The sequence below is a fragment of the Streptomyces fuscichromogenes genome, from assembly GCF_014645815.1.
Taxonomy (GTDB): domain Bacteria; phylum Actinomycetota; class Actinomycetes; order Streptomycetales; family Streptomycetaceae; genus Streptomyces; species Streptomyces fuscichromogenes.
In genome coordinates, this window is record NZ_BMML01000021.1 from 61423 (window position 1) to 77892 (window position 16470).

Below are 16470 nucleotides of genomic sequence, written 5' to 3' on the forward strand. Positions count from 1 at the left end.
ACGCGCTCTATCCCCGATCGTGATCAGTCTTCTACAGGGGCGACCCCGATGGGGCAGGAGACGCCTGTTCCACCTAGCCCGCAGTACCCATCCGGGTTTTTGCTGCTTGAAAGATACTGCTGGTGGCAGTTCTCGATCGGGAAGCGGTTGGTCGCTCCCCGATCGCGGTGTCAAAGGCCGGCGGGGTTTCGGGGGAGCCAGTCTTGGTGGCTGTCACGTATTCGGTCGCGTTCCGCGGAGCTTGTTGCGATGACGTCTGCGCCGCCGTCGTAGGGGTGGTGGATGCGGCTGAGGCCGCTGTCCGTGACGATCACTCCGCTGAGTACGTCGGCTGCGACTTCGCGGAGGATGTTGTCGAGCATGCCTGGTTGCCAGGGGCGGCGGTCGGCGTAGAGGTGTGTGTAGCTGTGCAGTTCGGGGTCGGGATCGTCGTCGTACGCGAGTGTCGTCCATCGGGTGCCTTGGGGGTGCAGCTCGTGCCGCTCCGGCGGGAGTTCCGGTCCGGTCGGCTCCCATGACCAGGCCACGGTGATGACGTAGACGTCGGTGCCTGCGAAGAGTTCGTCCAGGACCGTGTTGTACCGGTGGAGCACGATGGCGTACTCGTCTTCGGACTCCGGGTAGCGCTTCGAGTCCGGGAGACTGTGGAAGCGTATCCAGCGGTCGCTGTAGGCGGTTCGCAGTTCGTGGGCGATGGGAGGCCCTTTCGGATACTGGTGCTGCCACAGTGCGGACAGACGGTCTCTGCCGAGGTCGCTGCTCATCCGGCTGCCGGCGCCACGCCGATCGGGCAGGACACGCCCGTCCCACCTAGCCCGCAGTACCCGTCCGGGTTTTTGCTGCCTGAAAGGTACTGCTGGTGTCTTGGCTCGGCAGTCATGAAAGGAGCTGCTCCCTGATGACGGGGAGGGCGTAGCTGGTGATCGTGGCCATGACGGAGCGAGCCGTGCGGCTCGGGTCGGTCGTGGGGGCGATCGTCCACCAGGTGTCCTGGGCTGTGGGAAGGAGGCTTCCTATGCGGCTGTGCCAGGCTGCTGAGCCGTAAACGACGTTGGGGTTGGGCCGGGCGGGCAGATGCGGTAGGCGCTCGCGCGCCTGCGCCCAGGAAGTCTTGCCGGCGGCGGTGACGTTGACCGTGAACTCGACATGCCCCGCCGTGTTGTACGCGGACTTCTGGAAACCGAGGAGAGCCCACGACGCCGGATCGGGGCAGTTCGAAGATCTGCCCCGATCCCTTGAAGCCGAGCGCCCGCAGAGCAGGGGCGATCTGGGTGCGCAACATGGAGGCGAACACCTCCTGTGCCGTGGGCAGCGAACCGTCAGCCATCGGCCGGTGCCACGCCGATCGGGCAGGACACCCCGGTCCCGCCCAACCCGCAGTACCCGTCCGGGTTTTTGCTGCCTGAAAGGTACTGCTGGTGGTAGGCCTCCGCGGGATAGAAGGGGCGGTCGGTGGCCGGGAGGAGTTCTGTGGTGATCGGGCCGTGGCCGGAGCGGGTCAGGAGGTGCTGGTAGGTCTTGCGGCTTGCCTCGGCCGCGGCCGCCTGTTCGGGGGTGTGGGGGTAGATCGCCGAGCGGTACTGGGTGCCGACGTCGTTGCCCTGGCGGAAGCCCTGGGTGGGGTTGTGGGACTCCCAGAAGGTCTTCAGGAGGCGGTCGTACGAGATCAGCTTCGGGTCGTGGACCACCCGTACGACCTCGGTGTGGCCGGTGAGGCCCGAGCAGACCTCCTCGTAGGCGGGGTTCTCGGTGTGGCCGCCCTGGTAGCCGACGAGCGTCGTCCACACGCCTGCCGGGAGCTGCCAGAACTTGCGTTCGGCGCCCCAGAAACAGCCGAGGCCGAAGTCGGCGACCTCCAGCCCCTCGGGATAGGGGCCGAGGAGCGGGGTGCCCAGGACGGTGTGGCGGGCGGTGGCCTGGAGGACAGGTGTGGGCCGGCCCTTGAGCGCCTGTTCGGGGGTGGGGAGTTGCGGCGTGCGACTGAAGAACATGGGGTCTCCCAGGCGTGGCGGAGCGGAGCGGGGCGGTTGCTTTGCGGCGGCCCGCTTCGAACAACGTGGTGGACTGTCCTTGGATTCCGTCCGCGCCGGACCGGTCACGCCGGCTGCGGGGTCGGCGGGAGCAGCGCCCGCAGGAGGGCGGTGTCGGGGTGGTCGGCCAGGGCGGCCGTCACCGCCGCGCGGAGCGTGGCCTCCGTGCCCGCCTCGCCGTCGAGGTCGGACGCGGAACCGGGCAGCCGTACCGCCGCCGGCCGCGACCAGGAGAACTCCCAGTTAAGCAGCGACCGCGCGCTGAACTCGGCCAGCACCATGCTCTGCAGCGAGTCCCGCAGCACCGGCCGTACGGACTCCCGGAACTCCCGGTCCGCAGTGCCGGCCGTAGTGCCGGCCGCCGCCCGGCCCGGCAGTGGCAGGCACTGCGCCAGCTGCCACAGCCGGCCGTCGTCGATCAGCCGGAGCAGCGCGGGCAGTGTCGGCCGGTCCTCGGTGTGGAGGGCGAGGGCCCGGTGCAGCGGGGTGTCGAGCGAGGCCAGCCCCACGGCCATCGACGAGCTCAGCAACTGCTCCCACTCCCCGGCGCGCTCGAACTGCCGTACCTCGTCGGTCAGTACCGCGTCCTCGAGTGCGGCCAGCGTCCGGGCCGGGTCGGTGAGCAGCGCGAGGGCCGGGCCGCCGTCCTCGGTACCGCGCCCGTCGGCGGGCAGCGCCTCTGTCCTCCGCACCCGGTCGGCGATCGGCGGATGCGAGTCGTACGGGGAACCCGGCTCCGCCGGCAGGTCCGCCCGCAGTCCCGCCAGCTCCGTCCCACGCGCCGTCAGCATCCGGCCGAAACCGCCGAAGAACTGTCCACGCGGCGGCAGTTGCCGGGCCGGCAGGCCGAGTGTCGCGTACGAGTCGAGGTAGAAGTCGTGGGCGGCGGACAGCACGGGGATCTCGCGGAGTGCCGAGGCCGTGGCGTCCCGGCCGGCGATCCGCGCGGCGGCCAGGTCGGCGGCGTACTCCTGCGCGCGGGCCGTCGACAGAGTGGCCCGCATGTAGAGCTTCGCGTACGCCGTGTAGACGGCCGCCATCAGCCGGTACGTGATTCCGGCCCCCGCGGTGTCGATCTCCTTGGTCCGCTTGCCCTTCGCGGTCCGCTTGGCGGCGGCCTGCTCCTGGCGGGCGCGCTCGGCCGCCTCCTTGCCGTCGGCCCGCGCGTGGAAGTGCCCGACGGTCCGCGCGATCTGCACCCGGCCGCGCACGGCGAGCGCCGAGAGCCGGGTGTCGCCGCCGGTGAAGTGCCCGTACTCATGGGCGAGTACGGCCTTGAGCTGGGCCTCGGTCAGCCCCGTCAGCAGCGGCACCCCCAGGTAGAGGCTCCGCGGTCCGGGGCGGAGGCCGAGCAGCCGGGGCTCCTCGCTGACCGCCGCGTTGACGTCACCGGTGAGCACGACGGCCTTTGGCGCGCGCGTGCCCGTGGCCGCCGCGAGCTCCCGCACCAGCGCCCACAGCCGGGGCTCGTCGGCCTCCGTGACCGGCAGACCGGGCGGGTCCTCGCCCTTCGGCGTGCGCAGCATGAACATGCCCCGTACGACCGGGACCGCCAGCAGGAAGGAGACGATCACGATCTTCCCGGCGAGGGCGTCGGGCGCCCACGTCACCGCCGCCACGTCGATGCCGGCCGCCACCGCCAGCAGAACGAGACTCAGCAGATAGAAACCACAGAGCAGGACAAGGGCGCGCAGCGCCCGCAGAGTTGCGCCCATCGGGCAGATCCCCCACCTACGGAAAACGAACGGGACTCAAGCACCCCGTAAGGGGCGCGGGGAACTGCGCGGCCGGCCCCCACCGGCCCGCAGCCGACACGCGACCTGTCTTTTCGTCGGCCCCTTCAGCTGTGCAGCGTCGCCGGGCTGCCCCCGTTCGCCTCGTAGCCGGCCACCGCCAGCGCGCGGTAGAGGGCGAACTCGGCGGCCGGGTTCGCGGACAGTGTCCAGGGCAGGGCCCCCACGTGCCCGTCGACGTGCATCAGCTCGCCCATGGCCTCCGACCAGCGCTCCGAGCGCACCAGGAAGAAGACCAGCAGATGACGGACGTGCGCGAGTATCGGGTCGTCCTGGCGGGCCGAGTGCACCGCGTGCAGGGCACCGTGCACGGCCTTGGTGACGACCTCGCTCTGGTAGAAGCTCGCCACCAGGTTCACCTCGGGCAGGTGCTCGAAGACCGCGAACAGCGGCATCGCGGCCAGCAGCGAGCCCTGCGGGGCGCGGGCGGCGGCGGCCTCGGCGAAGGAGTACGCCAGCTCGCGCGAGCCGTGCCACTTCTCGCACCAGTAGTGCAGCGCGGCCAGGTGCGCCCCCATGTGCGTGGGCGCGCGGTCCAGGATCTTCAGCCACAGCTGCTCGAACTCCGGCTGCGAGTAGTTCAGCCCGCGTGCCACCGACAGCTCGATGACGTACGGCACCGGGTCGCCGGGGGAGAGCAGCGCCGCCTGCCCGCAGGCGTCCCTGGCCTCCTCCATGATGATCCGGAAGTCGTCGGTGCCGGGCGTCGACGTCCGCCACGCCTGCTGGACCAGGAACTCCGCGTGCACGGCGGCACCGCCGGCGTCCTTGGGCTGCTCGGCCCGCCAGACCCGCAGCCACTGCCCGCCCGGCGTCTCGCTCACCCCGCCCGGCCGCTCCCTGAGCTCCAGCGCCGCCGCGCCGGCGAAGGCCTGCACGCGCTGCCAGCGCAGCTCGCCCGCGATCTCCGTGCCCGCCAGCAGCTGCGCGGCCGCGCGGTAGTCCTGGGTGCGCTGCACGACGTCGAGGACGTCCAGCAGGTCCTGGTCGGGACCGGGCATGCGGATGTCCAGGTCCTCCTCGCGCACGAAGCCGTAGTCCGCCGGGTCGGCGGCGTCCGGGTGGCCCGGGTGGACCTGCTCGATCATGCCGCGCCGCCGCCGCAGGACGGGGAGCAGCGCGAAGCCCAGCAGGAGCAGCGCCATCAGGGTCCAGAGAATCGCCATGCGTCAAGCGAACCAGACAGCGCCGACAATTGGCCAACCGGTGCCCTGACCTGTGGACAACCCCGGCCGCGGCCTGTGGACAACGCATGCGGGCCGCCGTAGCACTAGGCTCGTCCACCATGAGCGACAGGCACCACATCAGTCAGCACTTCGAGACGCTCGCCATCCACGCGGGCAACACGGCGGACCCCCTCACCGGTGCGGTCGTACCGCCTATCTACCAGGTCTCGACCTACAAGCAGGACGGCGTCGGCGGCCTGCGCGGCGGCTACGAGTACAGCCGCAGCGCCAACCCCACCAGGACCGCCCTGGAGGAGAACCTCGCCGCCCTCGAAGGCGGGCGGCGCGGTCTCGCGTTCGCGTCCGGGCTGGCGGCCGAGGACGCCCTGCTGCGCACGCTGCTCAGCCCCGGTGACCACGTGGTCATCCCGAACGACGCCTACGGCGGCACGTTCCGGCTGTTCGCGAAGGTCGTCTCCCGGTGGGGCGTGGAGTGGTCCGTCGCCGACACCAGCGACCCGTCCGCCGTGCGGGCCGCGATCACCCCGAAGACCAAGGCGGTCTGGGTGGAGACCCCCTCCAACCCGCTGCTCGGCATCACCGACATCGCCGCCGTCGCCCAGGTCGCGCACGACGCGGGCGCCCGGCTGGTCGTCGACAATACCTTCGCCACGCCCTACCTCCAGCAGCCGCTCGCGCTCGGCGCGGACGTCGTCGTGCACTCCCTGACGAAGTACATGGGCGGTCACTCGGACGTGGTCGGCGGCGCGCTGATCGTGTCGGACCAGACGCTCGGCGAGGAGCTGGCCTACCACCAGAACGCGATGGGCGCGGTCGCCGGGCCGTTCGACTCGTGGCTGGTGCTGCGCGGTACCAAGACGCTCGCGGTGCGCATGGACCGGCACAGCGAGAACGCCACCAAGGTCGCCGACATGCTCAGCCGGCACGCGCGCGTGACGCGGGTCCTGTACCCGGGCCTGCCCGAGCACCCGGGGCACGAGACCGCCGCCAAGCAGATGAAGGCGTTCGGCGGCATGGTGTCCTTCCAGGTCACGGGCGGCGAGGAGGCGGCCGTCGAGGTCTGCAACCGTGCCAAGGTGTTCACGCTCGGCGAGTCCCTGGGCGGCGTCGAGTCCCTGATCGAGCACCCGGGGCGGATGACGCACGCCTCGGCGGCCGGTTCCGCCCTGGAGGTGCCCGCCGACCTGGTGCGCCTGTCCGTGGGTATCGAGAACGTCGACGACCTGCTGGAAGACCTCCAGCGGGCCCTCGGCTGAGCGGTTCACCAGCCGACGATGGGCGGGGTCGTCGTGGACGGCGGCTCCACCCACGGATGGGCCGTCGCCGCCCAGACCGTGAACGCCACCGCCGCCGCGCACAGCAGCAGCCACAGCAGGCGGCGGGCCCGGCGCCGGTGCCGCAGCATCCGGCCGCCCCGGCGCAGGACCTCGCCGTAGAGGTCGGGCGGTACCGGGGGCGGGGTCCGTTCCATGATCCGGCGGGTCGCGGCCTCGCGTTCCAGGCGGTTCACGACGGTGCCACCTTCGCCCCCAGTACCGTGGCCGCCGCCTTCCGCGGCGGATGCAGCAGGGTGGCCGTCGCCCGGTCGCAGAGGGCGTGCACGCGCTCCGTGGGCATGCCGAGCAGCGCCGCCGTCTGCTCCTCGGCAACCCCTTCGTACATCCGCAGCACCAGGATCAGGCGTTCCCTGGGGGTGAGCGCGGCCAGGGCGCTGCGGGGGTGCGGGCGGGTGCGGCTGAGCGGGCCGCCGTACTGGTGCCAGGCGGAGTTCGCGAAGCGCAGGGCGAGGTGCTGACGCGCCCGGTCGTACGGATCCTCGCCGCGCAGCCGGTCCCAGTACGCGTACGTGTGCGCGAGCGCGAGGGTCAGCAGGCGGCGCGCGCGGGGGTTGTCGTCCGGCGCCTCGGCGGTCAGCAGGGTGGCGGCATGCAGCAGCCGTCCTGCCGCGCCCGCGACGAACGCCTCGAACTCCCGGGCCCGGCGGGCGTCCTGCAACGCCTGCCGATCGCGCACCGTGCCTCCCCGACTGCCGGGCCCCGCACACGGGTACGACGGGGCCCGGTCTCATATGAGGCCAGGGGCGGGCCCACGGTCAAGAGCCGCGCGCCACGCGCGCGTGGCGGATGCGCGGATACCGCGGATACCGCGGATACCAGGGGAAGCCCCGGGGTTGTACGTGCCCGCCGAAAGACCGGAAGGCCGAAAGGCCGGGACCGGGGCCTCAGGGCCGGCAGGCCGGGACTGAGGCCGGGGGACCGGAAGTCCGGGGGCCGGAGGGTCGGAAAGCCCGAGGCGGCGTGGAGGGCCGGTCAGGAGGCCGGGGTGGTGTCCGGGCTCGGCGGTACGGCCATCCGCGCGGACAGCGCGCTGTTGAAGCGGGTGAGCAGCGCGCAGAACGTCTCGCGCTCCGCCGGCTCCCAGTCCTGGGTCAGCTCCGCCATCAACTGGCGCCGCGACGACCGCACTTCCTCCAGTCGCGACAGCCCGCGCGGGGACAGCTGGAGCACCACGGCCCGGCCGTCCTCGGGGTGCGAGGTGCGCTTGACGAGCCCGGTGTCGACCAGCGGAGCCACCTGCCGGGTGACCGTGGACGAGTCGATCCCCATGCTCGCGGCGAGCGCCTTGACCCCCATGGGGCCTTCCTTGTCGAGACGGTTGAGCAGCAGATACGCGGCGCGGTCCATGGAGTTGCGCACCTGGCCGACGCCGCCGAGCCGGGTCTGTTCGGCACGTCGGGCGAACACCGCCACCTCGTGCTGAAGCGTGTCGAGAAGACCGCTGTCACCGACGGTCGTCATGTCCATCGACATTTCAGGTGTTGTGGGCATGGCGGGGGGCTCACTTCATGAAAGGAGTGCTGATGTGGGGGACAGAGTACGCGGACAGGGGGCGAGCCGTACCGGCGCTGCGCAAACCGGTCTCGGAGCTTGGTCACACCCGCGCCATCGGCCTGTGAACTGCGAGACTTGAGTCATGAGCTACAGCACGGCTGACTCCTTGCGTCCCGTCACCCTCGACGATGTGCGCGGTGCCCAGAAGATGCTCACGGGCGTGGCGCGGGTGACCGCGATGGAGGGCAGCAGGCATCTGTCCCGGCTGGTCGGCTCGCCGGTGCACCTCAAGTGCGAGAACCTCCAGCGGACCGGTTCCTTCAAGCTGCGCGGCGCCTACGTCCGGATCGCCGGCCTGCTGCCGGAGGAACGCGCCGCCGGAGTCGTGGCCGCGAGCGCCGGGAACCACGCGCAGGGCGTGGCGCTCGCCTCGTCGCTGCTCGGTGTGCACTCGACGGTGTTCATGCCCCAGGGCGCCCCGCTGCCCAAGATCAGCGCAACCCGGGAGTACGGCGCCGAGGTGCGGCTGCACGGCCAGGTGGTCGACGAGACGCTGGCCGCCGCCCAGGAGTACGCGGCCGAGACCGGCGCGGTGTTCATCCACCCCTTCGACCACCCGGACGTCATCGCCGGCCAGGGCACGGTCGGGCTGGAGATCCTGGACCAGTGCCCCGAGGTCGGCACGATCGTCGTCGGTGTCGGCGGCGGCGGACTCGCGGCCGGGATCGCGGTCGCGGTGAAGGCGGTCAGGCCGGACGTGCGGATCGTCGGCGTCCAGGCGGCGGGCGCGGCCGCGTATCCGCCCTCGCTGGCGGCCGGGCGCCCGGTCACCGTGGCGCACCCGGCGACGATGGCCGACGGCATCAAGGTCGGACGGCCCGGTGACGTGCCGTTCGCGATCGTCGAGGAACTGGTCGACGAGGTCCGCACGGTCAGCGAGGACCATTTGTCCGCCGCGCTGCTGCTGTGCCTGGAGCGGGCCAAGATGGTCGTGGAACCGGCCGGGGCCAGCCCGGTCGCGGCGCTGCTCGGCGAGCCCGGTGCCTTCGCCGGACCGGTCGTCGCGGTGCTGTCCGGCGGCAACGTCGACCCGGTGCTGCTGCAGCGGGTGCTGCGGCACGGCATGGCCGCGCAGGGCCGCTACCTGGCCGTGCGGCTGCGGCTGACCGACCGTCCCGGCGCCCTCGCCGCGCTCCTCGGAGTGCTGTCGGTGGCGGACGCCAACGTCCTCGACGTGGGCCATGTCAGGACCGACCCCCGGCTCGGGCTCACCGAGGCGGAGGTGGAGCTGCTCCTGGAGACCAAGGGACCGGAGCACTGCGTCGAGGTCCAGCAGGCTCTGCGCGGGGCCGGATACACGGTCATCGACTGAGGGGCACGTCCAGGCCGGTCCCTGTTCATTCACTCGTTCGAGAAAACCTGTCGACGGACGCGATACATCGCGTTATGGTGTGTCGCGTGGTCGTGGCTGCCCACGCCCACGCCTCCGCCCGCCACTGCTCCGGCGGAAAACCATAGGCGGGCCGAGGGCCGCACATCTACCCCTTTCTCGCAGAGACCCCGACGACGTGGAGACCCATATGCCAGGCGCCATCTATGCCGAAGGCCTGGTCAAGACCTTCGGTGACGTAAGGGCTTTGGACGGCGTCGACCTCGATGTCCCCGAAGGCACGGTCCTGGGACTGCTCGGGCCGAACGGCGCGGGCAAGACGACGGCCGTCCGCTGCCTGACGACCCTCCTGCGCCCCGACAGCGGCAGGGCGGTCGTCGCGGGGGTGGACGTGCTCGGACATCCGGACGCCGTGCGCCGTTCCATCGGCCTGTCCGGACAGTTCGCGGCGGTCGACGAGTACCTCACCGGCCGCGAGAACCTCCAGATGGTCGGCCAGCTGTACCAGATGCGGGCCAAGCAGGCCAAGGCCCGCGCGGTCGAGCTGCTGGAGCAGTTCCACCTCACCGACGCCGCCGACCGCCCCACCAAGACCTACTCCGGCGGCATGCGCCGCCGCCTCGACCTGGCCGCCGCGCTGGTCGTCTCCCCGCCGGTGATGTTCATGGACGAGCCGACCACCGGCCTCGACCCCCGCAACCGCCAGCAGCTGTGGGAGGTCATCAAGCAGCTGGTCTCCGGCGGTACGACCCTGCTGCTCACCACCCAGTACCTGGAAGAGGCGGACCACCTCGCCCACGACATCGCGGTCGTCGACCACGGCAAGGTCATCGCCCAGGGCACCTCCGACGAACTCAAGGCCCGCACCGGCGGCGAGCGCGTCGAGGTCGTGGTGCACGAGCGCGAGCACATCAGCACCGCCGCCGAGGTGCTGGGCGGCTTCGGCAAGGGCGACACCACCGTCGAGGAGCACACCCGCAGACTCACCGTGCCCGTCACCGGCGGCGCCAAGCTGCTCGCCGAGGTCATCCGCGAGCTGGACTCCCGGGGCATCGAGATCGACGACATCGCCCTGCGCCGCCCCACCCTCGACGACGTCTTCCTCTCCCTGACCGGTCACGTGGCCGAGGAGAAGCCCGAGGGCAACGGCGAGCAGGGCAACAAGCAGGGCAACAAGAAGAACACCCGCAAGGAGACCGCGAAGTGAGCGCAGTGAACGACTCCATGGTCGTGGCCCGCAGAAACCTGATTCGCATGGGCCGGATCCCTGAGATGCTCATTTTCGGGCTGATCCAGCCGATCATGTTCGTGGTGCTGTTCACCTACGTGTTCGGCGGCTCGATCACGGTCGGCTCGTCCACCTCCACCCAGGCCTACCGTGAGTTCCTGATGGCCGGGATCTTCGCCCAGACCGTCACCTTCGCCACGGCGGGCGCCGGCGCGGGCATAGCCGACGACATGCACAAGGGCCTCATCGACCGGTTCCGGTCGCTGCCGATGGCCCGTGGTGCGGTGCTGACCGGGCGGACCCTGGCCGACCTGGTGCAGACGGCGCTCACCCTGGTGGTGCTGGCGGTGGTCGCGCTGACAGTCGGCTGGCGCACGCACGAGAACATCGGCAAGGTGCTCGCCGGCTTCGGCCTGCTCCTGCTGCTCGGGTACGCGTTCTCGTGGATCGGTGCGCTCATCGGCCTGACCGTGCGCACCCCGGAGGCGGCGACCTCGGGCGGTCTGATCTGGCTGTTCCCGCTGACGTTCATCTCCAACGCGTTCGTCGACGCGAGCCACCTGCCGACCTTCCTGCGGCACATCGCGGAGTGGAACCCGTTCAGCGCCACCGTGCAGGCGTGCCGTGAGCTGTTCGGCAACCTTCCGCCGGGCTTCAACGCGTCCAGTGCCTGGCCCATGCAGCACCCGGTCTGGGCCTCGCTGATCTGGTCGGTCGTGATCATCCTGGCCTTCCGCACGCTCGCGGTCCGCAAGTACCGTCGGGCGGCCGGCTGAGCACAACTCTCCTGAGAAGCCGCTGCCACTGACGGTGGTGCCTCAGTCGTCGTGGGCGACCGGCTCCGGAGCGGCGTCGCGCGCATCGAGCGCGTCGAGTACCGCGTCGCCGTGCGCCCTCGCCCACTCGGTCAGCATGTGGATCGGATCGATCAGCGTCGCCCCGAGCGGGGTGAGTTCGTACTCGACACGGGGCGGCGCCGCGGCGTAGGCGTGGCGGCGGACGAGGCCGTGCGCTTCGAGCCGTCGCAGCGTCTGGGTGAGCATCTTGCGGGAGATGCCGCCGATCAGCTCGATCAGCTCGCCATGGCGCACCGGGCCCTCGCTGAGGCCGTAGAGCACGACCACCGTCCACTTGTCGGCGATCAGCTCGACCGCCAGACGCGCCGGGCAGTCGGCGAGGAACGGATCACCGGGACCGAAACCGCTCATGGCGCCCAAGGTACCCGCGCCGGAGGCACCTGCCGGTGCCTGTCGGGTTCATAGCCTGGGTTCTCGTCTTCCTCCGCGAACTCCACAGAATCCAGGAGAGTCATGCGAGTCATCACCCAGGAGAGGCTCGGCGGTCCCGAGGTGCTCACCGTCGTGGACGCGCCCGAGCCCCGGCCCCTTCCGACCGAGGTCCTCGTCCGGGTCCGGGCGATCGGGCTGAACCCGCTGGAGGCGCGTCTGCGCGCCGGGGAGTTCCCGCTGATCGGCCGGCCGCCGTTCGTGCTCGGCTGGGACATCAGCGGCGTGGTCGAGGACGCGGCGGGGACGTGGCGGTTCCGCCCCGGCGACGAGGTGTTCGGGATGCCGCTGTTCCCGCGGGCGGCGGGCGCGTACGCCGAGGTCGTGTCGGCACCGGCGTTGCACCTGGTGCGCAAGCCGGCGTCGCTCTCGCACGTGGAGGCATCGGCGCTGCCGGTCGTCGGGCTGACGGCGTGGCAGGGCCTCGTCGACCTCGGCGGCGTGGGGGAGGGAGACCGTGTCCTGGTCCACGGCGGTGCCGGCGGGGTCGGTCATGTCGCCATCCAGATCGCGAAGGCGCTCGGCGCGCACGTGATCACGACCGCCCGCGGGAGCAGGCGGAAGTTCGTCGAGGAACTCGGCGCCGACGAGGTGATCGACTACACGGCGGTCGACTTCACCGAGGCGGTCCGCGACGTCGACGTCGTGCTCGACACGATCGGCGGCGACACCGTCGCGCGGTCGCTCGAAGTGCTCCGACCGGGCGGGCACCTGGTGACGGCGGTCGCCGAGGAGGACGCGGCACTCATCGCCAGGTACGAGGCGGCCGGCATGCGCTTCAGCGGCATCGGGGTCGACCCCGATCCGGTCGCCCTGCGAGGTCTCGTCGGACTCGTCGAACAGGACAGGCTCCGGGTCCACGTGCAGGAGACGTTCCCGTTCGAGCGTGTCGCCGACGCGCACCGGCTGCTCGACGGCGGTCACCTCCAGGGCAAGCTCGTCCTCACCGTCTGAAGACGACATCGGGCAGGGCCGGCCGCGCCAGGGGGACGATCCGCGGGCGCCGCCGGTCAGGGCAGCGTCCAGAACCGCACCGTGACCAGGTAGAAGACCACGGCCCAGAAGACCATCGTCGCCGCGACGACACCCAGGCCGCGGAGATCGCTCCGGACCGGCGCCTCGTCCGGCGGTCGCCGCAGCCAGCGCCCGAGCAGCGGGTTCACGTAGTAGGGCATGGTCAGGAAGCTCATGAGGAAACTCGACAGCAGGTTTCCCACGAGCAGGCCGATCCACAGCCGCAGATGCAGCGGGGACAGGGCCAGCGTCAGCAGCACGACGGTCGGGTAGAGGCCGACCCAGATGGCGAGGGAGGTCCTGGTCTCGGAGGGCGGTGGCGGTTTCTCCCTGCCGTTGCCCTCGAAGGCGAACCAGCTGCCGAACGAGTTGTCGATCGTCCGGAGCTCGAAGTCGCTGAACTTCTCGCCCTCGGCCAGGACCTCCTGCCGCTCGGGCGACGTCAGCCAGGCTTCGAGGTGCTCGGCGCTGTCGTAGCGGTACAGCGTGGTCCAGTCCTCCTGGAGACCCTCGATGGGCCGGAACAGCTCGGTCCCGCGAAACCCCTCGAACCTGCTCTCCGCCTGGACCATGCGCCGCTGCCAGTCGAGGAAGTCGTCTACCTGGTTCGGGCGGACGCGGTGCGTGACCACCACGGTGACCAGCGGATCCAGTGACCGGGTGCCGCTGCTGACCACCTGCTGGGTCGCCGGGCCGTCGAAGTACTGGGCGCCGGCGTCGAGATACGTCTGCCGGGTCCCGCTGTTGATCCACGCCTGCAGATGGGCCACCGAGTTGAACCGGTACACGATGACCCAGTCGGGCTGCAGCGGGGTCGGCGGGGAGATCTCGGCGCCGAGGAACCCGGGGTAGTAGGCGGCCGCGGTGTTGAGGTCCTCCTGCCACGACTCGAACTCCCGCTCCCGTCCCGGCAGGACCTTCTGGCCGATGATCGCCGTCGCCGCGGAGGCCACGTTCTTCTCGGTGTTCATGGTCGTCAGCCCGTCGACACCGACTGCTCCGCAGGGAGTCGGCCGTACACGCGTTCCGGGGTCAGCGGCAGCGCGCGGTAGCGGACGCCCGTGGCGTCGTGCACCGCGTTCGCGAGGGCGGGGGCGACCGGGTTGATACAGCACTCCGCCATCCCCTTCGCCCGCATGGGGCCCACCGAGTCCGTCGAGCCCACCAGGAGGACGTCGGTACGGGGGATGTCGGCATAGCTGGGGATGCGGTAGTTGCGCAGGTTCGGGTTGGTCATGACGCCGTTGCCGTCGATGTGGTGGTTCTCGGTCAGCGCGAAGCCGATCCCCTGCGCGACACCGCCCTCTATCTGGGCCCGGACCTGCGCCGGGTTGATGATCACCCCGGCGTCCGCCGCCTGCACGCTGTACAGGATCCGGATCTCACCCGTCACACGGTGCACGGCGACCCGGAACCCCTGGGTGTTGGAGGTGACGCTCCGGGGCGAGCCGTACGCCTTGCGGGCGGCGGTGAAACGGATGCCGCGCGCGCGGGCCGACGCGACCAGTTCGGCCAGCGACACCCGCCGGTCCCCGCAGACGACACCGTCGTCGTCCAGGGTGCACAGCACGACATGGACGCCGGTGTACGCGGCGGCGAAGTCCAGGATCCGGTCGCGCACGGCGCCTGCCGCCCGCAGGACCGCGTTGCCCGCCACGAAGAGGCCCGCGCTGGCGAAGGCGCCGGTGTCGAAGCCGGTGCGGTCGGTGTCGGACTGCACCAGACGGATCCGGGACGGCGTCGTGCCCAGCTGGCCGGCCGCGATCTGGACCTGGGCCGTGGAGGTGCCCTCCCCGAACTCGACGGTCCCGACGGCCAGTTCGTAGACGAGATCGTCGCCGAGGGTGACCCAGGCCTCGGAGACGTGTTCCGTCGGGGGTGCGGTCTCGTGCAGGGAGCTCGCCGCGCCGGCGCCGACGAACCACTCCGGGCCGGGGGGCGGCCGGCGGGCCGTACGGGCCAGTGCCGCGGCCACCAGGTCGATGCACTTGGCCAGTCCGTCCTCGGTGAAGACCACGTCGTCGGGGCCGTCGTGCAGGGCGACCAGGGGCTCGCCCGGCCGCACGATGTTGCGGCGGCGCAGCTCCAGCGGGTCCAGGTGCAGGGCACGGGCCAGCTCGTCCATCGCCGACTCCACGGCGAACGCCGGCTGTGTCATCCCGTAGCCGCGCAGGGCCCCGCTCGGCACGGTGTTCGTGTAGACGGAGTACGCGTCGTACTTCTTGTTGGGGCAGCGGTAGATCATGACGGCGGCGCCGCCCGCGTACAGGGTCTCGCCGCCGTGGTTGCCGTAGGCGCCGGTGTTCGAGACGTTGCGCACCTGGAACGCGGTGAGCGTGCCGTCGGCCTTCGCGCCGAGCCTGACCGTCAGGGTCATCGGATGCCGCGGCGAGGCCGTGGTGAACTCCTCCTCGCGGGTGAACTCCAGACAGACGGGCCGCCCGGTGTCCAGGGCGGCGAGCGCGACCAGGTCCTCCGTGATCACCTCCTGCTTGCCGCCGAACCCGCCGCCGACGCGCTTGCAGAACACCCGCACCTGGTCCGGGCGGAGCGCGAACAGGTACTCCAGCTTGACCTTCGCGATCGACGGCGACTGCGAACTGGTGCGGACGTGCAGCCGGCCGTCCGCCAGCCAGGCGATCGAGCCATGGGTCTCCAGATGCGCGTGCTGCACCCGCGGCGAGGAGTACGTGCCCTCGTGGATCACGTCCGCCGCGGCGAACCCCGCGTCGACGTCGCCGATGTGCGAGTGGAGTTCGAGCAGGACGTTGTGGACGGGGTCGCGGACGAACGGATCGTCCGAGCCGTGCACCTGGGGCGCGCCGTCGGCCATCGCCGCCTCCGGGTCGAACACCGCCGGCAGCACCTCGTACCCGACCGCGAGCCGCCGGCAGCCCTCCTCGGCCGCCGCGACCGTGTCGGCCAGCACCGCGGCGACCCGCTGCCCGACGAAGCGGACCGTGTCGTCGAGGATGTAGGTGTCGTCCGGGTCGACCAGGTGGTCGGTGTGGATCGCCGTGGTGAAGCGTCTGCGCGGCACGTCCTCCCAGGTGTAGACCCGGTGCACGCCGGGCACCGCGAGCGCGGCGAGCTTGTCGACCGAGAGGATCCGGGCGTGCGCGTGCGGGGAGTGCAGCACCTTCAGGTGCAGCATGCCCTCGATCCGGGTGTCCATGGTGAACTCGGCGTGCCCGGTCACCACGTCACGGCCCGCGGGCGCGCCCACGCTCGTCCCGACCGCCTTGCCGGGTGCCGCCGTCTCCACCCCGCGGACGCCCTTCACGGCGTCCTCGATCGCCCGGTACCCGGTGCAGCGGCACAGGTTGCCCTTCAGCGCCCGGGGCAGATCGGCCTTCTGCTCCTCGGTGAGGGCCGCCGACGTCATGATCATCCCCGCGGTGCAGAAACCGCACTGGAACCCCGGGGCGTCCTCGAACCGCCGCTGCACGGGGTGCGGGGCGCCGGGCCGGCCGAGCCCCTCGATCGTGGTCACCGGCCGGCCGGCCGCGCGGAACGCGGGGGTGACGCAGCTGTGGACGGGGACACCGTCCAGCCACACCGTGCAGGCGCCGCAGTCGCCGGCGTCGCAGCCCTTCTTGACGCCGAAGTGGCCGAGTTCGCGCAGGAAGGTGCGCAGACACTGGCCGGGGGCCGGCTCCCGGTCGAACTCCGCGCCGTTCACGAGATAGCTCATCACAGGTCCCCAGCCTC

16 protein-coding genes and 2 pseudogenes are annotated in these 16470 nt (G+C 71.3%); 5 read left to right on the top strand and 13 right to left on the bottom strand.

From position 1 onward, the window contains the following. Positions 1-23 precede the first annotated feature (23 nt). From IEZ11_RS51330 to IEZ11_RS35650, 7 genes and pseudogenes are all read right to left on the bottom strand, one after another. Positions 24-143: pseudogene (locus IEZ11_RS51330) on the bottom strand (peptide-methionine (S)-S-oxide reductase MsrA); the annotation flags it as partial. Between the two features lie 27 nt (positions 144-170). Continuing rightward, a complete protein-coding gene (locus IEZ11_RS35630) occupies positions 171-764 on the bottom strand; it encodes a DUF3885 domain-containing protein (RefSeq protein WP_229713560.1) in 594 nt (197 codons plus the stop codon). Then, positions 761-886: pseudogene (locus IEZ11_RS51335) on the bottom strand (peptide-methionine (S)-S-oxide reductase MsrA); the annotation flags it as partial. The pseudogene IEZ11_RS51335 and the gene IEZ11_RS35630, both read right to left, overlap by 4 nt. After that, entirely contained in the window at positions 877-1380 is a 504-nt protein-coding gene (locus IEZ11_RS52585) for a DUF4304 domain-containing protein (protein ID WP_189267253.1), read from the bottom strand. The pseudogene IEZ11_RS51335 and the gene IEZ11_RS52585, both read right to left, overlap by 10 nt. Then, positions 1320-1991 (bottom strand): peptide-methionine (S)-S-oxide reductase MsrA, encoded by a 672-nt coding sequence (msrA, locus tag IEZ11_RS35640; protein WP_189267110.1) that lies wholly within the window; start codon positions 1989-1991, stop codon positions 1320-1322. The genes IEZ11_RS52585 and msrA overlap by 61 nt, the downstream gene beginning before the upstream one ends. 104 nt (positions 1992-2095) lie before the next feature. Further along, positions 2096-3745, bottom strand: coding sequence for a M48 family metalloprotease (locus IEZ11_RS35645; RefSeq protein WP_189267111.1), 1650 nt, complete (start codon positions 3743-3745; stop codon positions 2096-2098). Positions 3746-3870: 125 nt separating this feature from the next. Continuing rightward, entirely contained in the window at positions 3871-4989 is a 1119-nt protein-coding gene (locus IEZ11_RS35650) for a hypothetical protein (protein ID WP_189267112.1), read from the bottom strand. A 119-nt stretch (positions 4990-5108) separates the two neighbouring features. Between IEZ11_RS35650 and IEZ11_RS35655 the strand changes: the two genes are divergently transcribed. Next, a complete protein-coding gene (locus IEZ11_RS35655; RefSeq protein WP_189267113.1) occupies positions 5109-6266 on the top strand; it encodes a cystathionine gamma-synthase in 1158 nt (385 codons plus the stop codon). Between the two features lie 5 nt (positions 6267-6271). Here IEZ11_RS35655 and IEZ11_RS35660 read toward each other — a convergent pair whose 3' ends face one another. The 3 genes from IEZ11_RS35660 to IEZ11_RS35670 all read right to left on the bottom strand — a co-directional run bounded on the left by IEZ11_RS35660 (position 6272) and on the right by IEZ11_RS35670 (position 7820). After that, positions 6272-6520 (bottom strand): hypothetical protein, encoded by a 249-nt coding sequence (locus tag IEZ11_RS35660; RefSeq protein WP_189267114.1) that lies wholly within the window; start codon positions 6518-6520, stop codon positions 6272-6274. Continuing rightward, a complete protein-coding gene (locus tag IEZ11_RS35665) occupies positions 6517-7023 on the bottom strand; it encodes a sigma factor-like helix-turn-helix DNA-binding protein (protein ID WP_189267115.1) in 507 nt (168 codons plus the stop codon). Before IEZ11_RS35665 ends, IEZ11_RS35660 begins: the two co-directional genes overlap by 4 nt. Positions 7024-7319: 296 nt before the next feature. Next, the gene (locus tag IEZ11_RS35670; protein WP_189267116.1) at positions 7320-7820 is read right to left on the bottom strand and encodes a MarR family winged helix-turn-helix transcriptional regulator; all 501 of its coding nucleotides are present in this window, start codon (positions 7818-7820) and stop codon (positions 7320-7322) included. A gap of 163 nt (positions 7821-7983) precedes the next feature. Here IEZ11_RS35670 and ilvA point away from each other — a divergent pair, with 163 nt between their 5' ends. The 3 genes from ilvA to IEZ11_RS35685 all read left to right on the top strand — a co-directional run bounded on the left by ilvA (position 7984) and on the right by IEZ11_RS35685 (position 11235). Then, positions 7984-9213, top strand: coding sequence for a threonine ammonia-lyase (ilvA, locus tag IEZ11_RS35675; RefSeq protein WP_189267117.1), 1230 nt, complete (start codon positions 7984-7986; stop codon positions 9211-9213). Positions 9214-9421: 208 nt separating this feature from the next. Further along, positions 9422-10438, top strand: a complete 1017-nt coding sequence (locus IEZ11_RS35680) for an ATP-binding cassette domain-containing protein (protein WP_189267118.1) — start codon at positions 9422-9424, stop codon at positions 10436-10438. 17 nt (positions 10439-10455) lie between these two features. After that, positions 10456-11235: an ABC transporter permease gene (locus IEZ11_RS35685; protein ID WP_229713569.1), complete on the top strand. Its 780-nt coding sequence runs from the start codon at positions 10456-10458 to the stop codon at positions 11233-11235. A gap of 42 nt (positions 11236-11277) precedes the next feature. Here the strand turns inward: IEZ11_RS35685 and IEZ11_RS35690 are convergent, their stop codons facing one another. Beyond that, positions 11278-11667 (bottom strand): winged helix-turn-helix transcriptional regulator, encoded by a 390-nt coding sequence (locus IEZ11_RS35690; protein ID WP_189267120.1) that lies wholly within the window; start codon positions 11665-11667, stop codon positions 11278-11280. 102 nt (positions 11668-11769) lie between these two features. Here IEZ11_RS35690 and IEZ11_RS35695 point away from each other — a divergent pair, with 102 nt between their 5' ends. Further along, entirely contained in the window at positions 11770-12699 is a 930-nt protein-coding gene (locus IEZ11_RS35695; protein ID WP_189267121.1) for an NADP-dependent oxidoreductase, read from the top strand. A 56-nt stretch (positions 12700-12755) separates the two neighbouring features. Here IEZ11_RS35695 and IEZ11_RS35700 read toward each other — a convergent pair whose 3' ends face one another. After that, entirely contained in the window at positions 12756-13730 is a 975-nt protein-coding gene (locus IEZ11_RS35700; RefSeq protein ID WP_189267122.1) for an antibiotic biosynthesis monooxygenase, read from the bottom strand. A 5-nt stretch (positions 13731-13735) separates the two neighbouring features. Next, positions 13736-16453 (bottom strand): molybdopterin-dependent oxidoreductase, encoded by a 2718-nt coding sequence (locus IEZ11_RS35705; protein ID WP_189267123.1) that lies wholly within the window; start codon positions 16451-16453, stop codon positions 13736-13738. Positions 16454-16470: the final 17 nt, after the last annotated feature.